The 18354-nt window shown below is 61.3% G+C and carries 19 protein-coding genes; 14 read left to right on the top strand and 5 right to left on the bottom strand.

The window, feature by feature from the left end:
- The first annotated feature begins 28 nt into the window (after nt 1-28).
- From NMA58_RS15870 to ureG, 14 genes are all read left to right on the top strand, one after another.
- Complete coding sequence (locus NMA58_RS15870) at nt 29-547, top strand: hypothetical protein (protein ID WP_097600667.1); 519 nt, start codon at nt 29-31, stop codon at nt 545-547.
- Between the two features lie 17 nt (nt 548-564).
- A complete protein-coding gene (urtE, locus tag NMA58_RS15865; RefSeq protein ID WP_183699104.1) occupies nt 565-1260 on the top strand; it encodes an urea ABC transporter ATP-binding subunit UrtE in 696 nt (231 codons plus the stop codon).
- Nucleotides 1261-1411: 151 nt separating this feature from the next.
- Nucleotides 1412-2233 carry an urease accessory protein UreD gene (locus tag NMA58_RS15860; protein WP_085779182.1) on the top strand — a complete coding sequence of 274 codons (822 nt, stop codon included), beginning with the start codon at nt 1412-1414 and terminating at the stop codon, nt 2231-2233.
- Between the two features lie 28 nt (nt 2234-2261).
- Nucleotides 2262-2564, top strand: coding sequence for an urease subunit gamma (locus NMA58_RS15855; protein ID WP_064695492.1), 303 nt, complete (start codon nt 2262-2264; stop codon nt 2562-2564).
- A gap of 9 nt (nt 2565-2573) precedes the next feature.
- Nucleotides 2574-2825 (top strand): DUF1272 domain-containing protein, encoded by a 252-nt coding sequence (locus NMA58_RS15850; protein WP_183699108.1) that lies wholly within the window; start codon nt 2574-2576, stop codon nt 2823-2825.
- 10 nt (nt 2826-2835) lie between these two features.
- Nucleotides 2836-3141 (top strand): urease subunit beta, encoded by a 306-nt coding sequence (locus tag NMA58_RS15845; RefSeq protein ID WP_003542314.1) that lies wholly within the window; start codon nt 2836-2838, stop codon nt 3139-3141.
- Between the two features lie 17 nt (nt 3142-3158).
- The gene (locus tag NMA58_RS15840) at nt 3159-3566 is read left to right on the top strand and encodes a lysozyme inhibitor LprI family protein (protein ID WP_434711138.1); all 408 of its coding nucleotides are present in this window, start codon (nt 3159-3161) and stop codon (nt 3564-3566) included.
- Nucleotide 3567: 1 nt separating this feature from the next.
- Nucleotides 3568-4206 (top strand): Urease operon accessory protein, encoded by a 639-nt coding sequence (locus NMA58_RS15835; protein ID WP_434711136.1) that lies wholly within the window; start codon nt 3568-3570, stop codon nt 4204-4206.
- A gap of 3 nt (nt 4207-4209) precedes the next feature.
- Nucleotides 4210-5922 carry an urease subunit alpha gene (gene ureC, locus NMA58_RS15830; protein ID WP_221113556.1) on the top strand — a complete coding sequence of 571 codons (1713 nt, stop codon included), beginning with the start codon at nt 4210-4212 and terminating at the stop codon, nt 5920-5922.
- 12 nt (nt 5923-5934) lie between these two features.
- Nucleotides 5935-6606, top strand: coding sequence for a TIGR02117 family protein (locus NMA58_RS15825; protein WP_434711134.1), 672 nt, complete (start codon nt 5935-5937; stop codon nt 6604-6606).
- A 330-nt stretch (nt 6607-6936) separates the two neighbouring features.
- Entirely contained in the window at nt 6937-7800 is an 864-nt protein-coding gene (locus NMA58_RS15820) for a GGDEF domain-containing protein (RefSeq protein WP_434711132.1), read from the top strand.
- A gap of 76 nt (nt 7801-7876) precedes the next feature.
- Nucleotides 7877-8479, top strand: coding sequence for an urease accessory protein UreE (gene ureE / locus NMA58_RS15815; protein WP_434711130.1), 603 nt, complete (start codon nt 7877-7879; stop codon nt 8477-8479).
- Between the two features lie 6 nt (nt 8480-8485).
- Complete coding sequence (locus NMA58_RS15810; RefSeq protein ID WP_434711128.1) at nt 8486-9160, top strand: urease accessory protein UreF; 675 nt, start codon at nt 8486-8488, stop codon at nt 9158-9160.
- A gap of 87 nt (nt 9161-9247) precedes the next feature.
- Nucleotides 9248-9859: an urease accessory protein UreG gene (gene ureG, locus NMA58_RS15805; protein WP_097600658.1), complete on the top strand. Its 612-nt coding sequence runs from the start codon at nt 9248-9250 to the stop codon at nt 9857-9859.
- Nucleotides 9860-10158: 299 nt separating this feature from the next.
- Here ureG and NMA58_RS15800 read toward each other — a convergent pair whose 3' ends face one another.
- The 5 genes from NMA58_RS15800 to NMA58_RS15780 all read right to left on the bottom strand — a co-directional run bounded on the left by NMA58_RS15800 (nt 10159) and on the right by NMA58_RS15780 (nt 18164).
- Complete coding sequence (locus NMA58_RS15800) at nt 10159-13479, bottom strand: efflux RND transporter permease subunit (protein ID WP_434711125.1); 3321 nt, start codon at nt 13477-13479, stop codon at nt 10159-10161.
- Between the two features lie 12 nt (nt 13480-13491).
- Nucleotides 13492-14682, bottom strand: a complete 1191-nt coding sequence (locus NMA58_RS15795) for an efflux RND transporter periplasmic adaptor subunit (RefSeq protein ID WP_221113551.1) — start codon at nt 14680-14682, stop codon at nt 13492-13494.
- Nucleotides 14683-15079: 397 nt separating this feature from the next.
- Nucleotides 15080-16051 (bottom strand): ABC transporter substrate-binding protein, encoded by a 972-nt coding sequence (locus tag NMA58_RS15790; RefSeq protein ID WP_221113550.1) that lies wholly within the window; start codon nt 16049-16051, stop codon nt 15080-15082.
- 59 nt (nt 16052-16110) lie between these two features.
- Nucleotides 16111-17238, bottom strand: coding sequence for an ABC transporter permease (locus NMA58_RS15785; protein WP_434711123.1), 1128 nt, complete (start codon nt 17236-17238; stop codon nt 16111-16113).
- On the bottom strand, nt 17235-18164 hold the full coding sequence (locus NMA58_RS15780) for an ABC transporter permease (protein WP_434711121.1): 930 nt from the start codon (nt 18162-18164) through the stop codon (nt 17235-17237). Before NMA58_RS15780 ends, NMA58_RS15785 begins: the two co-directional genes overlap by 4 nt.
- Nucleotides 18165-18354: the final 190 nt, after the last annotated feature.

The raw sequence follows: 18354 nt of genomic DNA, 5'->3' as shown, positions 1-18354 counted from the left end.
CGAGCGGGGTTTACTGTGGGGTTTCATCATGGCTTTTCTCGGTATTCTGGTCGCGGCGCTCAGCGGCGCGGTCATCTGGTATTGGCGTTTTAAAATGGTGCGCGAGGCGGGAAACGAGATCATCGATTCCGTCGAGCGCATGCGGGGCGCTTATAAGCGCAGGAAGTTTCGCAAGCAGGCTGAGGTAGCGCCGCTGGCCTCGATTGCCGATCCGGCGATTGCGGCGGTGGCCTTTTTCTTCTGCCTTGCCAAGGAGAAGCCGATGTATGTCGACGCGGCGAAGGATGTTATCCGCAGCCGCATGAAAGGCATCATCCGGCCGGGCGACCTGGAAGAGGTGTTGGTTTTCGGCGAGTGGGCTTCCAAGAACGTCACCAGTCCGGAAGATCCGATCCGCCGGTTCCGGGATCTCTGGTTAAAGGCGCTCGACATGCAGGAGCGCCAGCAATTGATCGGCATTGCCGAGGACGTGGCCGAGACCGGCGGCGAGAGAACGAAAGAACAGGACTACGCCCTGCAGACGCTGAGGCGCAGTCTGATGAACTGATGGGGAAGGGTGAACGGATGCTGACAGTCGAGAACGCAAATCTGCATTATGGCGCGGCGCAGGCGCTGCGCGGGATCTCCATCAAGGCGGAGATGGGCAAGATCACCTGCGTGCTGGGGCGCAACGGCGTCGGCAAGAGTTCGCTGCTGCGCGCCGTCACCGGCCAGCATCCGCTATCGGCCGGCACCGTCACCTTCAACGATACAAAACTGAACGGCCTGCCGCCCTTTGCCCGCGCCAAGCAGGGCATCGGCTATGTGCCGCAGGGGCGTGAAATCTTTCCGCTGCTTAGCGTCAAGGAAAATCTCGAAACCGGCTTCGCTCCGCTTGGCCGCCGCGACCGCAACATTCCCGACGATATCTTCAGTCTCTTCCCGGTGCTGAAATCGATGTTGTCACGGCGCGGCGGCGATCTTTCCGGCGGGCAGCAGCAGCAGCTGGCAATCGGGCGCGCCATGGTGACGCGGCCGAAAATTCTCGTGCTCGACGAGCCGACCGAGGGCATTCAGCCGTCGATCATCAAAGATATCGGCCGGGCGATCCGCTATCTCCGCGATTCCACAGGCATGGCGATCCTGCTTGTCGAGCAATATCTGGATTTCTGCCGGGAGCTTGCCGACTATGTCTACATCATGGACCGCGGCGAGATCGTGCATGAAGGGCTTGCCGAAACGCTGGATACGCAGGAGGCTCGCCGCCATCTGACCGTCTGACCGGCAAATGCCGCAATTTGCGGCAGAGAGAACGACGGCTCGTTGATCTCTTCTGCGCGGACCGCAGCCCTTGTCGGGCGGCATGGGAATTGCTTGCTTTCCGTCATTCGCGCGCGTGAATGGAAAGCGGTGGCGCGATTGAAAGGACGACATGACGAGTGCGGCAGTGAGTACCAGACCGCAAAGAGCGGAGGGACGGGGGCATCTGGCGGCAAGGCTGCTCGATGGGCGCACTCGTATTCGCGAGCTCTATCAGGAGGGCGCGGCGAAGATCCGCTTGCCTGATACTTTCGACGCCTCGATGGAAGCCGTCATCATCAACACCGCGGGCGGGCTGACCGGCGGCGATCGGCTGGACTGGAGCGTTGTTGCCGGTGCCGGCACGAAGATCGACGTTACCACCCAGGCCTGCGAAAAGATCTACAAGGCGTCGGCCGGCACCGCCGAGGTGACGACCCGCATCGAAGTCGGCGTTGGAGCGCGCGTCGACTGGCTTCCGCAGGAAACGATCCTCTTCGACAGGGCAGCGCTTTTCCGCCGCCTGGATGTCGATCTCGACGAAAGCGCCGAATTCCTGGCCGTCGAAGCGGTGCTGCTCGGCCGCAAGGCAATGGGCGAGGCGGTGGAGACTGGGCTCTTTCGTGACCGCTGGCGTATCCGCCGCTCGGGCCGGCTGATCCATGCCGAGGAGCTTAGACTTTCCGAGGGTATCGCGGCATTGACCGCGCGTCAGGCCGTGCTCGGCGGGCAGGTGGCCTTTGCGACGCTGCTTTATGCCGGTCCGCTGGCTGAAGCCTATCTCGGCAAGGTGCGGCCGCTCGTCGAAGGGATCATGGGCGGCGCGAGCGCCTGGAGCGACAAGCTCGTCGTTCGCCTTGCCGCAGCCGACGGTTTTACGCTGAGAAAAATCCTTATCCCGGTCATTTCCGTCTTGCGCAACGGTGCGCCTGTGCCGAAAGTCTGGAATCTATGAAGCGAAGCATGAGGCAGATGGGCAAGCAATGAACCTCACTCCGAGAGAAAAAGACAAGCTGCTGATTTCGATGGCGGCGATGGTGGCACGGCGGCGGCTGGAGCGCGGCGTCAAGCTGAACTATCCCGAAGCGATTGCGCTGATCAGCGACTTCGTCGTCGAAGGCGCCCGCGACGGCCGTCCCGTCGCCGAGCTGATGGAAGCCGGCGCCCATGTGATCGGCCGTGATCAGGTGATGGAGGGCGTTGCCGAGATGATCCACGACGTGCAGGTGGAAGCAACGTTTCCCGACGGAACCAAGCTCGTCACCGTACATGAACCGATCCGGTAGGGAGAGAAAATGCTGGAACTGAGGCCCAATTGCGAATGCTGCGACAAGGATCTGCCGCCGGAGAGCGCTGAGGCGCGGATCTGCACCTACGAATGCACCTTCTGCGCCGATTGCGTGGACGGCGTGCTGAAGGGCACTTGCCCGAATTGCGGCGGCAATCTCGTCGCCAGGCCCATCCGGCCGGCCGCCATGCTCGCCAAACATCCGGCGTCGACGAAACGCGTGCTGAAGGCCGAGGGCTGTGCGCCCAGAGCGGCTTAAGGAGAATGAGATGATTCCGGGCGAGATCATTGCCGCAAGCGGCGACATCGAACTCAATGCCGGCGCGCCCACGGTGACGCTGGAAGTTTCCAATACAGGCGACCGGCCGGTGCAGGTCGGCAGCCACTATCATTTTGCCGAGACCAATGCCGGGCTTTCCTTCGACCGCGCGGCGGCGCACGGGAAACGTCTTGATATTCCGGCCGGGACGGCCGTGCGCTTCGAGCCGGGGCAGACGCGTTCGGTGACGCTGATCCCGCTTTCCGGCAAGCGCGAGGTTTACGGCTTCCGCCAGCTCGTGATGGGCAAGCTTTAGAAGAACGGGAGAGGTGATTGCGTCTGAATATCTGCCTCATTGGGGCGGCGATGCTGTTTGTGGCCGGCCGTGTGTCCGCGCAGGATGTCGATTGCAAGAGTCCGCAGACGCAATCGGACATGACCTCCTGCGAAGAGGCGCGCCATGAGGCTGCCGACAAGGCGCTGAACGAACAATATAAGAAGACACGCGCCGCCATGGCGGCGATCGACAAGGATCTCGACGGCGACATGAAGGGTGCCGAAAGGGCGCTGGTCAAGGCGCAGCGCGCCTGGATCGACTATCGCGACGCAGAATGCGATGCCTTCGGCTTTCAGGCCCGCGGCGGCACGATGGAGCCGATGCTGGTTGCCGGATGTCTGGCCGAAGAGACGGATAAACGCACGAAAGAGCTGAAACAGCTCGAAGAGACGATGAGTAACTAGGGTGATCAAAAAGGTCGTAATCGTCGGCAATGGCGAGATTGGGGAAGGACAGGCAGGCATCATCGATGCCGCCGATTTCGTCATCCGCTTCAACGACTGCCGCTCCTACGGAGCCGGTGGCAGCCGCACCGATGCCGTCGCGGTCTGCAATACCGGCCGGCCGGCAAAGGCAATGCTCGGCTCACCCGAGTGGCGCGCCCATCCCGGTGTTGTTTCGGCGCGCGAAATCTGGAGCGTGCGCCACCCGGAAAAATTTGCCGCGATGCGGGCGCCGCTTGCCGTCTCGCATCCTGATCTCGATGATTTCTGCGACGACTATACGGATGCGTTCGCTGCCTTCTGCGCGGAAACCGGCAAGGGGCATATCGTCATCGGCAAGACGGTCCACGAGGCCGTCGACGCCTCGCTTTCGGCCTTTGAGCCGGCGCCCTATGTGGTGCCGAGCAGCGGCATGATCGTCACCGCCGAGGCGCTGGACAAATATGCCGAGGCCGAGGTGATGCTCGCTGGCTTCGGTCACGTCGGCTGGGAATGGCACCCGTTTGCGGCCGAACGGCAGCTTGTCGATACTTATGTAGCCGCTAGCCGCCTCACACGACTCGGCGAAAAAACACTTGTCTCTTCCTTCCACGGAGCCTGATGAATGCCCTACAAGATCTCCCGCGCCGCCTATGCCGGCATGTTCGGACCGACCACCGGAGACAAGGTGCGCCTTGCCGATACGGAGCTCTTCATCGAGATCGAGAAGGATTTCACCACTTATGGCGAGGAGGTGAAGTTCGGCGGCGGCAAGGTGATCCGTGACGGCATGGGCCAGAGCCAGGTGACACGGGCGGACGGCGCGGTCGATACGGTCATCACCAATGCGGTGATCGTCGATCATTCCGGAATCTATAAAGCCGATATCGGGCTGAAGGGTGGGCGCATCGTTGCGATCGGCAAGGCCGGCAATCCCGATATGCAGCCGGGCGTCAACATCATCGTCGGCCCGGGCACGGAGGCTATTGCCGCCGAAGGCAAGATCGTCACCGCAGGCGGCATGGATAGCCATATCCATTTCATCGCGCCGCAGCAGATCGAGGAAGCGCTGATGTCCGGCATGACCTGCATGCTCGGCGGCGGCACGGGACCGGCGCATGGTACGCTCGCCACCACCTGCACGCCGGGTCCCTGGCATCTGGCGCGTATGATCGAGGCGGCGGACGCCTTCCCGATGAACCTTGCCTTTGCCGGCAAGGGCAATGCCTCGCTGCCGGGAGCACTGACGGAAATGGTGCTGGCCGGCGCCACCTCGCTGAAATTGCATGAGGACTGGGGCACGACGCCTGGCGCCATCGATTGCTGCCTGTCGGTCGCCGACGAACATGACGTGCAGGTGATGATCCACACCGATACGCTGAACGAAAGCGGCTTCGTCGAGGATACGATCGGCGCCATCAAGGGCCGCACCATCCATGCGTTCCACACGGAAGGGGCGGGCGGCGGGCACGCGCCCGATATCATCAAGATCTGTGGGCAGCCGAACGTCATCCCGTCGTCCACCAATCCGACGCGGCCCTACACGGTCAACACTATCGCTGAGCATCTCGACATGCTGATGGTCTGCCATCACCTGTCGCCGTCGATTCCCGAGGATATCGCCTTTGCCGAAAGCCGCATCCGCAAGGAGACGATCGCGGCGGAAGACATTCTCCATGATATCGGTGCCTTCTCGATCATTTCATCCGACAGCCAGGCCATGGGCCGCGTCGGCGAAGTGGCGATCCGCACCTGGCAGACGGCCGATAAGATGAAGCGCCAGCGCGGCCGACTGAAGGAGGAAAAGGGCGACAACGACAATTTCCGCGTCCGCCGCTATATCGCCAAATATACGATCAACCCGGCGATCGCCCACGGTCTCAGCCATGAGATCGGCTCGGTCGAGATCGGTAAGCGCGCCGACCTCGTGCTCTGGAACCCAGCCTTCTTCGGCGTGAAGCCCGACATGGTGCTGCTCGGCGGCTCGATTGCCGCCGCCCCTATGGGCGATCCGAATGCCTCGATCCCGACGCCGCAGCCGGTGCACTATCGGCCGATGTTCGCCTCCTATGGCCGCAGCCTCACCAATTCCTCCGTCACCTTCGTCAGCCAGGCGTCGCTCGATGCCGGGCTGAAGGGCAGGCTCGGGGTCGCGAAGGAACTCGTGGCGGTGAAGAATACGCGCGGCGGCATCTCCAAGGCGTCGATGATCCACAATGACCTGACACCGGAGATCGAAGTCGATCCGGAGACCTATGAAGTCAGGGCGAACGGCGAACTGCTGACCTGCGAGCCCGCGACGGTGCTGCCGATGGCGCAGCGCTATTTCCTGTTCTAGGCCAGTCATTCCGTGCTGAGGGGGATGCGCTGGCTGTTGCGGATCGTGCTCCTGCTCGCAACTCTGGCAGCGGGCGGAACCTTCATTCCCCGGCCGCTGATTGCCCCGGTCAAGGCGTCGTCGGCGGAGGCAATCCACCGCATTCTCCTCCTATCGGGATCGATTCATACCGATATTGCCATTCCGCTCGATGAGGAGACGCGGGCGGCATTTTCCTTCCTCGACGAGCCGGATTTTCCGCTCGGTCATCCGAATGCGGAATGGCTCGTGATCGGCTGGGGCGGCCGCGCCTTCTATCTCGAAACACCGACCTGGGCTGAGCTGAAGCCGCTGCCGGTGCTACGGGCGCTGACAATAGATCGTTCGGTGCTGCATGTGGATCTCGCTGGCCATATTGCCGAGCCGCAGTCTGATGTTACGGCCTTCGATATTGGTGATGATGAATTGGCGCGGCTGCGCGAATTCATCGCGGACAGCTTCGTCCGCAACGCGGGCGCGATCGCGCCGATCCCGGATGCGGGTTACGGGGAGATCGATCGGTTTTTCGAAGCCAAGAGATACTTCAATGCCCTCTTCGGCTGCAACACCTGGACTGCCGCAGCACTCCGCTCGGCAGGGCTTCGGACTGGCTTATGGAACCCTCTTCCACAATCATTGCGATTGTCTGTTGATGTCTACAATTGACGCACTCGCTGGCCCGTCCGCTCTTAAACGAAATTGTGAATGGATTTCTCCGTCCGGTTGTAAAAATCGCTAAAAAACCGCAGTTTTTTTTGAGCTAGACCATTCTGAAACAGCTCGGCGCAAGATCGTGGCAAGGCTATTATATATCAACACATTAGCTGCTTGTGTACGTTGTTCGATTCAGGGATCGAAGACTTGCAGCCCCTGCTAGAAAAAATCTCACCACCGAATCGTCTGAAATCGTTCGAATTTTAGCGAATCGATTAAGACACCCGCAGCAATTGGGCTCTTATCAATGCCTTGAAACGCCGGGCAGGAAGGTCGATTCTCATGAGAAACTGGATGTCGCTGCAGGCCGATTTTGGCCATTTTCTATATCGCAGGCAGGTCTATGTCTTTGCGTTGAAGATGAGCTTTCTTGCCGTCATTTTCTCCGGCGTTATCATTGCGCTGACGATACCGCCACTCGGTTTTCTCGGGCTGTTGCCGGTGACCCTTTCGCACGCGATCGGCTTCGGCGCCATTTTTTCCTGGCTTGTCGGCGGCACGGTTTCCGGCCTGATGTCGCTGGCGGCGGGTTTTGCAATGCATGAACTGACGCTGTCGCGGGCGGAGTTCGAAAAGCTCAGCCGCACGGATACCCTCTCCGGCCTGTTGAACCGGCGCGCCTTCACCGAGGCGCTGGATCGGATCGAAGGCGACGCCTCGCTCGTCATTTTCGACGTCGACCGTTTCAAGGCGATCAACGATCGTTTCGGCCATGCCTGCGGCGATGCGGTTATCACGGCGGTCTCGGCGGTGCTGCTTTCCGCCTTCGACGAATCGTCCGTCGTTGCGCGCCTCGGTGGCGAGGAATTCGGCGTCATCGTCTCCGGCGAACCGCTGGAGAAACGGTTGGAGCGGATCCAGGCCGTGCAGTCCGATATCGCCAACAGACCGCTCGTGGCAGATGGGAATCATATTGCCATCACCATTTCCGGCGGCGTGGCCGATCTCATTCCTGGGCGCAGCAAGCAGCAGGTCTATGCCTCGGCCGATCGGGCGCTTTATCTCGCCAAGGCGCTCGGACGCAATCGCGTCGTGCACGAGCGGGAGGGACTGCATCATGCCTGGCACGGGCTCGCCGAAACCAGCGCCAATACCGAGGGCAGGGGGCTGGGGAGCGACAACATGATGCAGGCCTACGGAATATAAAAGCCGGCCTCCCATTGGTGCTTGCATCGGGAAGGGCTATTTTGCATGGTCGTGGTCTCATCAAAACGGACATATCATGCAGCGCGTCACCTCCTATCTTCCCGCCGGAACCCCTTCCTCCCATCCGACCGCCCAGGTCAAGCTGCCGCATGATCTGCGGCATTTGCGCCGCAAGCTCCTGCATCTGGAGAATGGCGAGATGGTCATGCTCGACCTCAAGGATCCGGTGCTCTTCGCCAATGGCGACCTGCTTGTGCGCGAAGACAGCGAACTGATCGAGATCCTTGCCGCCGACGAGAAGCTCTTCGAGATTCGCGGACGCGACCGCACGCATCTGGTCGAGCTTGCCTGGCATCTCGGCAACCGTCATCTCGCCGCCCAGATCGAGGAAGACCGCATCGTCATCCTGCGCGATCATGTCATCCGAACCATGCTGCAGGGGCTCGGCGCCACCGTGCTCGATATCGAAGAGCCCTTCCAGCCTGCGCGCGGGGCCTATCATTCACATGGCGGACATTCGCATGACCAGGCGCATGCGCATCATGACCACGGGCACAATCACAACGCTGGTCATGACCATGATCACGCGCATGGCCATGACCACAAACATGATCACACCTGCGACCATGATCACCACCATGGTCATGGGCACGGGCATCACGGCCACAAACACGATTGAGGCTCGATGAGCGAAGATCGTGAATTGCAGGCATTGTTGCGCCTGATGGCATGGCTTTCACCGGCCTTTCCGATCGGCAGTTTCGCCTATTCAGGCGGGTTGGAGCGGGCGGTAGCCGATGGGCTCGTGACCGACGCGGCCTCGCTTGCGGACTGGATCGGCACGCTGATCGGCCATGGTTCGGCCTGGAACGATGCAGTGCTTCTGACTGAGAGCCACAGGCGCCAGGCGGAGGAGGGTCCAGGCCTTGCCGAAATTGCTGCGCTTGCCGAAGCGCTTGCCGGATCGCGCGAGCGCCATCAGGAAACGATGCTGCTCGGCGAGGCGTTCCTCTTGGCGGCGCGAGCCTGGCCGGGCGAGGTTTTCGAAAGACTGCCTGGCAAGACCGCCTATCCTATCGCAGTCGGAGCGGTTGCGGGCGCCCATGGCATAGGGCCTGAAAAGGTGCTCGCGGTCTTCCTACATGCCTATGCCTCGCAGGCGGTATCATCAGGCATCCGTCTCGGCGTTGCCGGGCAGAAGGATGGTGTTGCCATGCTTGCCGGGCTTGAAGAGCAGATTGCGGGGATTGCGCGGCGGGCAGCAGCCTCAACCCTCGACGATCTCGGTTCGGCGACGGTGCAGGCCGATATCGCCAGCCTGCGCCACGAAACCCAGACGATCAGGCTTTTCCGCTCGTAACTACCAAATTATCCCGCAACTGCGTCATTTGACGGTGGCGCATGCCGGCGGCGTCGCTATCATCGGAATCCTATTGGAGTACGCCATATGAAATCAAGAAACGGACCTCTGCGCGTCGGCATCGGCGGGCCGGTCGGGTCGGGCAAGACGGCGCTGACGGAAAAGCTCTGCAAGGCGATGCGGGACGACTATTCCGTCGCCGTCGTCACCAACGACATCTATACGACCGAGGATGCCGAGGCGCTGGTGCGCATGCAGGCATTGCCTTCCGATCGCATCGTCGGCGTCGAGACGGGCGGCTGCCCGCATACCGCCATCCGCGAGGATGCGACGATCAATCTTCAGGCGATCGCGAGCCTTAACGAGCGGATCCCCAATCTCGATGTCGTCTTCATCGAGTCAGGCGGCGACAATCTGGCGGCGACCTTTTCGCCGGACCTCGCCGATATCACCATCTATGTCATCTCGGTCTGCCAAGGGGAGGAAATCCCGCGCAAGGGCGGGCCCGGTATCACCCGCTCCGACCTGCTCGTCATCAACAAGAAGGATCTGGCACCCCATGTCGGCGCCGATCTTGAGGTGATGGAGCGGGATGCGACGCGCATGCGCGCCTCACGCCCCTTCGTCTTCTCCGATATGAAGCGTGGCGATGGCGTCAGCTCGATCGTTAGTTTCTTGAGAGAGCAGGGCGGGCTCTGAGGGACAAGCCCGCCGCATCTGGCGGATGGCGGCGAGGGTGGCGAAACAAAAACGGGCCGGGAGATCGCTCCGGTCCGTAGTTTGTTGACAACGTCTCTTCCGCCATGCTCGGGCTCGTGCCGAGCATCTAACCACCGCGATTATTTGATGGGTAAACCTTTATTTCCAGGTATTTAATTGGGCCGGCATAGATCCTCGGCAGAAGGCCGAGGATGACGTCGGGGGTTTTGCATGCGGTTTGTCAGCAGCCCGACGAGCGGGAGGTCGCTCCCGGCCCGTCTCGTTTCCTGAGGCTTTGCTCACTCCGCCGCAAACGGCGGCAGGCGGAGCACATTGGTGTCGTTGGCGCCCTTGCGCTTGCTTTCCGGCTTTTCGATCGCGGTCAGGCGCTCGTCCAGCGCATCGATATCGCTGCGGTTCTCGCGGGTCACGCGGGTAAGATCCTCGCGCGAGAGCGGCAGGTCTTCCTCATCCTTCCTGCCGACCAGGCGTCCAAATATCCAGCCGAGCAGGCGGGACAGATCGTCCATGATGAGGAAGAAGGAGGGAACGACGACGAGCGACAGCACCGTCGAGACGATGATGCCGCCGATCACGGCGATTGCCATCGGCGCGCGGAACGAGCCGCCTTCGCCGACGCCGAGCGCCGACGGCAGCATGCCTGCCGACATGGCAATCGAAGTCATGATGATCGGCCGGGCGCGTTTGCGGCCGGCCTCGACCATGGCTTCAACACGGGACATGCCCTGATGGCGCATCTCGATTGCAAAATCGACGAGCAGAATGGCATTCTTGGTGACGATGCCCATCAGCATCAGAATGCCGATCATGACAGGCATTGACAGCGGATTGCTGGTGATGATCAGGCCCGCCGCGACGCCGCCGATCGCGAGCGGCAGCGAGAACAGGATGGTGAAGGGCTGGATCACGTCCTTGAAGAGCAGGATCAGCACGGTCAGCACCAACAGGAGGCCCATCAACATGGCGTTGACGAAGCTCTGCTGCATCTCGGTCTGCACCTTGGTGTCGCCGCTTTCCGCGAGGTGCACCGTGGCCGGAATGTTGGCCGCCTTGACGATCTCGCGGAAACGGGCCGAGGCGGTGTCGAGCGCTACGCCCTGCGGCAGGTCGGAACCGATAGAGACGACCCGGTTACGGTTGTTGCGCTTGATCGAGCTTACGCCTTCCGAATAGTCGATATTCGCGACGCTCGAGAGCGGAACGGTGCCGCCGCTGGCGGTCTGGATCTTCAGCGCCCGGATGGCGGCAAGGTCGCGGCGCATGTCAAGGGCCGCCTGGACTCGGATCGGGATCTGGCGATCGTCGAGCGAGATCTTGGCGAGGGCCGCATCGACATCGCCGATGGTGGCGACGCGGATCGTCTCGGAGATCTGCTGCGGCGTGATGCCGAGACGCGCCGCCTCGTCCTTGCGCGGATAGACCTGCAGTTCCGGACGCGGCAGGGCGCCGTCGGCGCTGACATTGGCGAGCAGCGGGTCGGCACGCAACTTGGATTCCAGAATGCCGACGGCTTCGTTCAGGTCCTTCTCGTTTTTGGAGAGGAAGTTGAAGGAGAGGTCGCGTTCGCCGCGGTCGTTAAGCTTCAGGATATGGACATCGGGAATATCGCGCAGCTTGGCGAAGACTTCCTTTTCAATATCCCATTGCGGGCGCTCGCGGCCGTGGACTTCCACCTTCGGCAGCATCGGACCGATGACCGGGATATGGCCGAGCACGTCGTTGACCACCTTCTTGACCAGCGACTGGTCGAGCTTGTGGAGCGCCAGCGTAATGGTCGCACGGCGGAGTTCGAGATCGCCCTTTGGCGATGCCCCGCCGAGGACGAAGACGCTTTCGACGCCGTTGAGGTCCTTGACCCTGTCATAGATCGCCTTCGTCGTCTTCTCGGTGTCGTCGAGCCGCGCATTGGGCGGCAGTTCAACAGAGAGAACGATGCGCGAGGCATCTTCGGGCGGCAGGAAGCTGCCTGGAACCTTCATCAGCAGCATAACCGAACCGACGAGGAAACCGATCGCCGCAAGCAGCGTCAGATATCGCGAATATTTGTGCCCGGTCGTGGCGCGGATCAGGCGCGTATAACCCTTCATCAGCAGACCGTCATTGTCGTGATGGTCGTCAACACCGTCTTCGGCGCGCATGAGATAGGCGGCCATCATCGGGGTGATGAGGCGTGCCACCAGCAGCGAGAAAAAGACGGAGAATGCGACGGTCAGGCCGAACTGGATGAAGTACTGGCCCGGAATGCCCGGCATGAAGGAAACTGGCACGAAGACGGCGATGATGGTGAAGGTGGTGGCGATGACGGCGAGACCGATTTCATCCGCCGCCTCGATCGCCGCCCGATAGGGCGTCTTGCCCATCTTGATATGGCGGGCAATGTTCTCGATTTCCACGATCGCGTCGTCGACCAGGATACCTGTCGCGAGCGTCAGCGCCAGGAAGCTGACGAGGTTCAGCGAGAAGCCCATCATGTCCATAACCCAGAAGGTCGGGATCGCGGAGAGGGGTAGGGCGATGGCCGAAATCAGCGTCGCCCGCCAGTTTCGGAGGAACAGCAGAACCACGATGACGGCGAGCAAGGCGCCTTCGAGCAGCGTGTGGATGGCGGCTTCATAGTTGCCGTAGGTGAAATAGACCGAATCGTCGATCATCTCGATCTTCACGTTCGGATTTTCGCTTCGCACCTTGTCGAGGCTCTGCGCCACCGTCTCGGCGACGCTGACCTCACTGGCGCCCTTCGAGCGGAAGACGCCGAAGGTAACGACGGGCGTATCGTTGAAGCGCGAAAAGGATTTCGGCTCCTCATAGGTGTCCTTGATGACGCCGAGATCGGACAGCTTGACGAAACGGCCGCTCGGCAATGCAATCGTCGTGTCTGCCAGTTCGGCGACGTTGCGGGCGTCGCCAAGAACGCGGATTGCCTGTTCGCTGCCCGCCACCTGGCCGCGACCGGAGCCGAGATCGACATTGGTGCCGCGCAGTTGATCGTTCACGCTTGCGGCGGTGATGCCGTAAGCATCCAGTTTTCCGGGCGTGAGTTCGATGCGCACTTCGCGCTCCGCGCCGCCGTAACGATCGACGCGGCCGATGCCGGCCTGGCCCTGCAGCGCTCGCTTGATTGTATCGTCGACGAACCAGGACAGTTCTTCGAGCGACATGTCGGGTGAGGACACGGCGAAGGTCTGGATCGCCTGGCCCTCGACATCAACCTTGGTAACGATTGGTGCTTCGGCCGTCGCCGGCAGATCGCTGCGGATGCGGTCAATCGCGTCCTTGACGTCCTGTACGGCTTGTTCGGTCGGCACTTCCATCCGGAACATGACGTTGGTCTGTGAACTGCCGTCGGTCACCGTCGACTGGATTTCGTCGATGCCGGTGATCGAGGCGATCGCGTCTTCGATCTCCTTCGTCACCTGCATTTCGAGTTCGGCCGGCGACGCGCCGCTTTGCGTCACGCTGATCGAGACCAGCGGCACGTCGATGTTCGGAAAGCGCGTGATCGGCAGCGTGTTGAAGGACTGAATGCCGATGAATATCAGCAGGCAGAAGGCCAGCAGCGGCGCGATGGGATTTCGAATGGACCAGGCTGAAAAATTCATCGGATGGTCTCTTTAGTTGGAAGCGGAGGGCTGTTCACGCACCGGCGTGATGTGGTCGCCGTCGCGAACATAGGCGCCCGCCTTGGCGACGACCTCGTCGCCGCTCTTCAATCCATTGACGATCTCGACATAGGCGCCGTCCTGGATGCCGGTCTCGATCTTAGCGAATTTCACCACGCCGTCTTCGACCTTGCGGGCGGAGGATCCGTCGTTGCCGGTGAGCACCGCAGTCAGGGGAAGCGATACACCCTCGGTTTCACGGACGATGATCTCGGCGCTGCCATACATGCCGGAACGCGCCTTGCTGTCATCGTCGATGGAGATATGGACGAGGCCGAGGCGGGTCACGGAATCGACGGTGGGTGAAACCAGGCGCACGGCACCGGAAAGCTTTTCGCGGCTGCCGGAAAGGGAAATGGTTGCCTTCTGGCCGGCCACAATCCTGACAATATCGCTTTCGGCGACTTCGGCGACGAGCTCGATATCGCCGTTGCGGATGATGGTGAATAGCGGATCGCCGTTGCCGGCGGCGATCGCGCCGACCTTGGCGTTCTTAGCCGAAACCACACCGGCAACCGGCGTCTTCACATCGGTGCGGGCGAGCTTCAGATCGGCGTCTGCGATCTGGCTGTCGAAGACCTTCAGATCGGCCTCGGCGACCTCAATCGCCTGCTCGGCGGAGACGACTCGGGCGTTGGCGGCAGCGGCGGTCGCATCGGCCTGCTCGACCTGGGCTGTAGAAACCGTGCCCTTCTTGCCCATTTCCTGGGCGCGGGCCTGCTGCTGCCTTGCCTGTTCGGCATTGGCCTGCGCTTCGATGAGCTGGGCGCGCAGTTGGGCAAGGCTTGCCTCGCCCTTGGCCTTCGTCGCCATCATCTGGCTTTTCTCCAGGACCAGGGCGTCGTCATTGAGCGTTGCCAGCGTGCTTTCAGCCTGGACCTTGTCGCCGACATCGGCTTTCAGCGTGCGAATCGAAAGGCCTTCGACCTGCGGCTGGATATAGACTTCCTCGACCGGCTTGACCGTTCCGGTGCCGATGACACGGTCGACAAGAGTGCGATTGACGGCGGTGGTGACGACGATCGCCGGCAGGTTCTGTTGCGGCTTTGCGACCGGCGCTTCCTGCGAAAAGGCGGCGGATGCAGCCAGCGCCGCTGCAAAAAGGGTGGATGTGCCTAAAATTCCAGTCGGCTTGCGTGCCATGCGTTTTCGTCCAATCTCATCATAAGGTTAGCCGAATTCGCGCGTCTGCCATTGAGCTCGCGACCAGGCCACTGCCTTTCCTGCATTCTCAGGGGTATCCACACGTCATTTGCCGTCTTCATCCCTCGCCGGCAAATCGGCTTCTAGTTGGTATCGATTTGCTCGATATGCAAGCCCGGCAGAAAACAATTCCCCATGAGCCGATAATAAATACCATCATAATCTGAATCAATCATCGCAGAGTTATGCGAACATGACGATCATTGATCCCGCTTCTCTCCTAATGACGTTTGACGCCGGAAAATGCGACATCAGCGACGCTTTTTTTCGTGTTATCCCAAAAATGAGAAACGCGCGGAAATTTTCTCCGCGCGTTTCGCTTTACTTCCTGCCGTATTTACTTGGATGCGGCGTCTGTGATCTCGTGTGTCCAGGCCCCCGAGGGCTCCTTGTTGATGATCTTCTGGTCGAGCAGAGCCTTCGCCGTGCGGGCATAGAGCGCTTCGTCCAGCTTGCCGGAGCCGTCGCCGACCAGTTTGGCAACTTCGCCCATCATACGCTTCTGGTGGTTCTCGTCCTGGCCGCCGTTGTCCACGACGATCTCGGCGGCTTCATCGGGGTTCTCGGTCGCATATTTCCAGCCCTTCATCGAGGCGCGGACGAACTTGACCATCTTCTCCTTGAACGCCGGGTCCTTCAGCTTGTCTTCCATGGCGTAGAGGCCGTCCTCGAGAAGGTCATTGCCCATTTGCGTATAGTTGAAGACCGTCAGTTCCTCCGGCTTGAAGCCGGCGTCGATTGCCTGCCAGTATTCGTTATAGGTCATGACGGAGATGCAGTCGGCCTGCTTCTGGACGAGCGGCTGTACGTCGAAGCTCTGCTTCAGCACGGTGACGCCGTTCGGGCCGCCTTCGGTGGAAAGACCCAACTTGTTCATCCAAGCGAAGAAGGGGTATTCGTTGCCGAAGAACCAGACGCCGAGCGTATGGCCCTTGAAGTCGGCCTCGGTCTTGACCGGGCCGTCCTTACGGCAGATCATTTCCAGGCCGGACTTCTGATATGGCTGGGCGATGTTGACCAGCGGAACGCCCTTTTCGCGGGCAACCAACGCGCCGCCCATCCAGTCGACGATGACATCGGCGCCGCCACCGGCGATCACCTGCTCAGGCGCGATATCGGGACCACCCGGCTTGATGTCGACGTCGAGGCCCTCTTCCTTGTAGAAACCTTTCTCCTGGGCGACGTAATAACCGGCGAACTGGCTCTGTGTGACCCATTTCAGCTGCAGCACCACCTTGTCGGCGGCCATAGCATGGGCCGCTGCAAGCGACATGGCGCTCGCCATCATTGCAATCATCAATTTTTTCATTTTCTTGTCCTTACCCTCTGAAGTTATGCCCGGACCCAATTTGCGAGGCCCGCGCGCGCCTAGCCACCACGGATAGACGGATGCCAGAACGTCACCGCCCGTTCGGTCAGGGCGATGATGCCATAGAAGATCGAGCCGGCCAGCGCCGCGACGGCGATTTCCGCCCAGACCATGTCGACATTCATGCGGCCGATCTCGGTCGAGATGCGGAAGCCCATGCCGACGATCGGCGTCCCGAAGAATTCCGCAACGATGGCACCAATCAGAGCCAGCGTCGAGTTGATCTTCAGTGCGTTGAAAATGAAGGGCATCGCCGCCGGAAGCTTGAGCTTGAGCAACGTCTGCCAGTCGCTCGATGCGTAGGTGCGCATCAGGTCGCGCTCCATGCTGCCGGAGCCGGAAAGGCCTGCCACGGTGTTCACCAGCATTGGGAAGAAGGTCATGATGATGACGACGGCGGCCTTCGACGGCCAGTCGAAGCCGAACCACATGACCATGACCGGAGCGATGCCGATGATCGGCAGGGCCGACACCATGTTGCCGATCGGCAGCAGGCCGCGGCGCAGGAAGGCGATGCGGTCGGCCAGCACCGCGACGACGAAGCCGCTGAGGCAGCCGACTATATAACCGATCAGCACCGCCTTGAAGATCGTCTGCCTGACGTCGTGGCCGAGGATGGGCAGAGAGGCCATGATGCGGGCGCCGATGGCGCTCGGCGGCGGCAACAGGATGAAGGGGACGCCGGCACCGCGCGTGATCGCCTCCCAGAGGATGAGAATCCAGGCGCCGAAAATCGCCGGAATCAGAAGTTCGAGCACCGATGCACCGAAGGCGGCGGCAGGCGGCACTTTCGAAAGCTCCGTGACGCATCGCCAGGCGAGCAGCCACGCGGCGAAGAGCAGCAGGAAGTAAGCCCGCGTTGCCGTGCCCTCGTTGCCGGAAATCGCTGCAAGCAGCAGCCAGGCGGCGCCATGGGCGCCGATGAACAGCACGGTGGCGCGATAGGCCGGCGGTTGCGGTGCAAAGGACAGGAGAGCGGCCGCGGCGATGACGATGAAGATCAGGCTTGCGGTGCCATCGGTTAAAGGACGGGCCGCGCCCTCGGCCAGAAGCGGTAAGGCAGCCAGCGCCGCGATGCAGAAAAGAAGAGCGGCCGCGCCTTGCCAGGAGAAGCTCAGACGTCTCATGCCGGCCTCCCGCCCATGGCGCGGTCGACGATCTTCGCCGCAAGGCCGACAATCGCGACCAGAACGCCTGCAAGCAGCGAGCCGGCGACCAGCGCTGCCCAGATATCGATGGTCTGGCTGTAATAGGAGCCGGCGAGCAGCTTCGAACCAATGCCGGCAACGGCGCCCGTCGGCAATTCGCCGACGATGGCGCCGACGAGGCTTGCTGCGATCGCGACCTTCATAGAAGTGAAGAGAAAGGGGATCGAGGCAGGGACGCGCAGTTTCCAAAAGGTCTGCATCGGACTGGCGTTATAGGTGCGCATGAGGTCGAGATAGAGGAGTTCGGGTGACCGCAGCCCCTTCACCATGCCGACGGCGACCGGAAAGAAGGAGAGGTAGGTGGAGATCAGCGCCTTGGAGACGAGGCGGGAGGCGTCGGAATCGAGATTCAGCAGATGCGCCAGCGCATTGTCGCCGGTCAGCACGTTGTAGGAGATGATGACGATCATCGGCGCGATAGCGAGGATCGGGATTGTCTGGCTGGCTACGAGCCAAGGCATCAGCGAGCGGTCCATGGCGCGGTTATGCACGATCAGCACGGCGAGAAGAATGCCGAGCAGCATGCCGAAACCGAAGCCGAGCAGGGTGGAGGAGAGCGTTACCCAGCTGTGATAGACGAGGCTGCGGCTGCTCGAAAGGCTGCGCAGGAAAGTGTTCTCATAGACATTCTCAGCCACCTGATGCGGTGCCGGCAGGATCGGCTTCGGCTGCGCCAGCGTCTTGCCGATGAATTCCATCGTAGTCGGCGTGACGCCGGCGCGGCTGTCCATGTCACGCTGGAACGGCGCGTTCATGAGAATGGCGGCGACATACCAGATGGCGACGAGGGCGAGCAGGATGGTGGTGACGGGGACGATCTTGTCCTTGAATGTGTCGGGTTTCACAGCGACTGCCCCCATATGTTGGTGTCGAATGCGCAGCCACCCCCCTCTGCCCTGCCGGGCATCTCCCCCACAAGGGGGGAGATCGGCAAGAGGATAGCACCTCGTTCCCATTTGCTTCTATGGAGTACTGCTCTCTTGTCCTTGTTTGCGGGAGCCTTCGCCTCCTGCTGATCTCCCCCCTTGTGGGGGA

The organism is Rhizobium sp. YTUHZ045, from assembly GCF_051124255.1.
In the GTDB taxonomy this organism is placed as follows: domain Bacteria; phylum Pseudomonadota; class Alphaproteobacteria; order Rhizobiales; family Rhizobiaceae; genus Rhizobium.
Note: the sequence above shows the minus strand (reverse complement) of the source record. Positions and strands in the feature narration are given on the sequence as shown.

What these genes read in the sequence shown, in the direction of transcription:
- NMA58_RS15820 (WP_434711132.1), top strand. Translation starts at nt 6,937, where the DNA reads ATGAGAAACTGGATGTCGCTGCAGGCCGATTTTGGCCATTTTCTATAT.
- ureC (WP_221113556.1), top strand. Translation starts at nt 4,210, where the DNA reads ATGCCCTACAAGATCTCCCGCGCCGCCTATGCCGGCATGTTCGGACCG.
- NMA58_RS15790 (WP_221113550.1), bottom strand. Translation starts at nt 16,051, where the DNA reads ATGAAAAAATTGATGATTGCAATGATGGCGAGCGCCATGTCGCTTGCA.
- ureG (WP_097600658.1), top strand. Translation starts at nt 9,248, where the DNA reads ATGAAATCAAGAAACGGACCTCTGCGCGTCGGCATCGGCGGGCCGGTC.
- NMA58_RS15860 (WP_085779182.1), top strand. Translation starts at nt 1,412, where the DNA reads ATGACGAGTGCGGCAGTGAGTACCAGACCGCAAAGAGCGGAGGGACGG.
- NMA58_RS15850 (WP_183699108.1), top strand. Translation starts at nt 2,574, where the DNA reads ATGCTGGAACTGAGGCCCAATTGCGAATGCTGCGACAAGGATCTGCCG.
- ureE (WP_434711130.1), top strand. Translation starts at nt 7,877, where the DNA reads ATGCAGCGCGTCACCTCCTATCTTCCCGCCGGAACCCCTTCCTCCCAT.
- NMA58_RS15845 (WP_003542314.1), top strand. Translation starts at nt 2,836, where the DNA reads ATGATTCCGGGCGAGATCATTGCCGCAAGCGGCGACATCGAACTCAAT.
- NMA58_RS15855 (WP_064695492.1), top strand. Translation starts at nt 2,262, where the DNA reads ATGAACCTCACTCCGAGAGAAAAAGACAAGCTGCTGATTTCGATGGCG.
- urtE (WP_183699104.1), top strand. Translation starts at nt 565, where the DNA reads ATGCTGACAGTCGAGAACGCAAATCTGCATTATGGCGCGGCGCAGGCG.
- NMA58_RS15810 (WP_434711128.1), top strand. Translation starts at nt 8,486, where the DNA reads ATGAGCGAAGATCGTGAATTGCAGGCATTGTTGCGCCTGATGGCATGG.
- NMA58_RS15785 (WP_434711123.1), bottom strand. Translation starts at nt 17,238, where the DNA reads ATGAGACGTCTGAGCTTCTCCTGGCAAGGCGCGGCCGCTCTTCTTTTC.
- NMA58_RS15870 (WP_097600667.1), top strand. Translation starts at nt 29, where the DNA reads ATGGCTTTTCTCGGTATTCTGGTCGCGGCGCTCAGCGGCGCGGTCATC.
- NMA58_RS15800 (WP_434711125.1), bottom strand. Translation starts at nt 13,479, where the DNA reads ATGAATTTTTCAGCCTGGTCCATTCGAAATCCCATCGCGCCGCTGCTG.
- NMA58_RS15795 (WP_221113551.1), bottom strand. Translation starts at nt 14,682, where the DNA reads ATGGCACGCAAGCCGACTGGAATTTTAGGCACATCCACCCTTTTTGCA.